At 46.9% G+C, this 1129-nt stretch carries 2 protein-coding genes and 1 tRNA gene; 1 reads left to right on the forward strand and 2 read right to left on the reverse strand.

Translation table 11 applies throughout. From position 1 onward, the window contains the following. Both queC and WKI49_04205 read right to left on the reverse strand, forming a co-directional pair. On the reverse strand, window positions 1–617 hold a 617-nt coding region (queC, locus tag WKI49_04200), incomplete at its 3' end, for a 7-cyano-7-deazaguanine synthase QueC (protein ID MEJ7621702.1). Window positions 618–622: 5 nt separating this feature from the next. Next, window positions 623–709: transfer RNA gene (locus WKI49_04205), tRNA-Leu, on the reverse strand. Window positions 710–1046: 337 nt separating this feature from the next. Here WKI49_04205 and WKI49_04210 point away from each other — a divergent pair. Then, window positions 1047–1129 (forward strand): prepilin-type N-terminal cleavage/methylation domain-containing protein (locus WKI49_04210; protein MEJ7621703.1); only part of this gene is annotated, 83 nt, incomplete at its 3' end.

A 1129-nucleotide genomic window follows, 5' to 3' on the forward strand; every position in this document is an offset into this window, starting at 1 on the left:
CTTTGGATACAGGTAGCACACATGCCACAAGGGGGCTCAGTTCCCATATAGCAGGAATAGGTCTTTTCAAAGGGGACGCCAAGCTCCTTTCCAAGTTTTGCTATATCTACCTTACTCATACCAAGAAAGGGAGCGTATACGTGCACTCTTCTTTTTGTTTTTGCCACGTAGGCAGAGCCAGCGTTTATGGCGGATTCCATTGCAGTTATAAACTCTGTCCTGCAGTCGGGGTAGGGAGTATCAAGGGCGTGAACGCCTATGGCTATGTATTCCACTCCAAGGTTGTCTGCAAAGGAGCTGGCAATGGCAAGAAAGACAAGGTTTCTCATTGGCACATTGGTAGGTGGCACTTCTTGGGTGTATTCTCCCTTTGGCACTTCTGGACCACCTTCCAATAAGGCTGAACCTTTAATGAGCCTGTAGTGAGGCACTTCCACCAATATATGCTCCTTTACACCCGCTATTTGAGCCAACTCCTTTGCATACTTTAGCTCTACCTTGTGCCTTTGCCCGTAGTCAAAGGATAGAGCGTAGACCTCTTGAAATTCTCTCTTACAGAGCCACAAGAGGGTGGTGCTATCCATTCCACCGGAGAATAAAACAATAACCCTTTTCATGGCTTTGGTGCCGGAGGCGGGATTCGAACCCGCACGCCCTTGCGGGCGGGGGATTTTGAATCCCCTGCGTCTGCCAGTTCCGCCACTCCGGCTATACAGAAAAATTATAACTCTTTTTATACCTGTGGTGCTTGTCTAAGCCTACACAAGCATAAGGATTGGTTAACTGCCATATGGCTATATTTGTTTTTCTTAGCTCTGAGCTTAAAAGATGGATGAAAGGCTTATTTACCTACTGGCAGGTCCTTGAAATGCTTAACAAAGAAGAAGATACACAAACCCACCCTTTCGTGAAATTTTCGTGAAATATATTGACATCTCCCAGCGAAAAGAGATAGAATATTACCATCCTCTCGAGCCCGGGCAAGGGAGGAAATACTCTAAAGGAGGGTAGACATGAGAGCACTCTACGAAGCAACCGCAAGGTCCATGAGGACCAACAAGGGTTTCACCCTAATTGAGCTCCTTGTAGTGGTCGCCATCATAGCCATACTTGCAGCCATAGCCATACC

This window comes from Aquificaceae bacterium, from assembly GCA_037722135.1.
In the GTDB taxonomy this organism is placed as follows: Bacteria; Aquificota; Aquificia; order Aquificales; family Aquificaceae; genus Pampinifervens; species Pampinifervens sericum.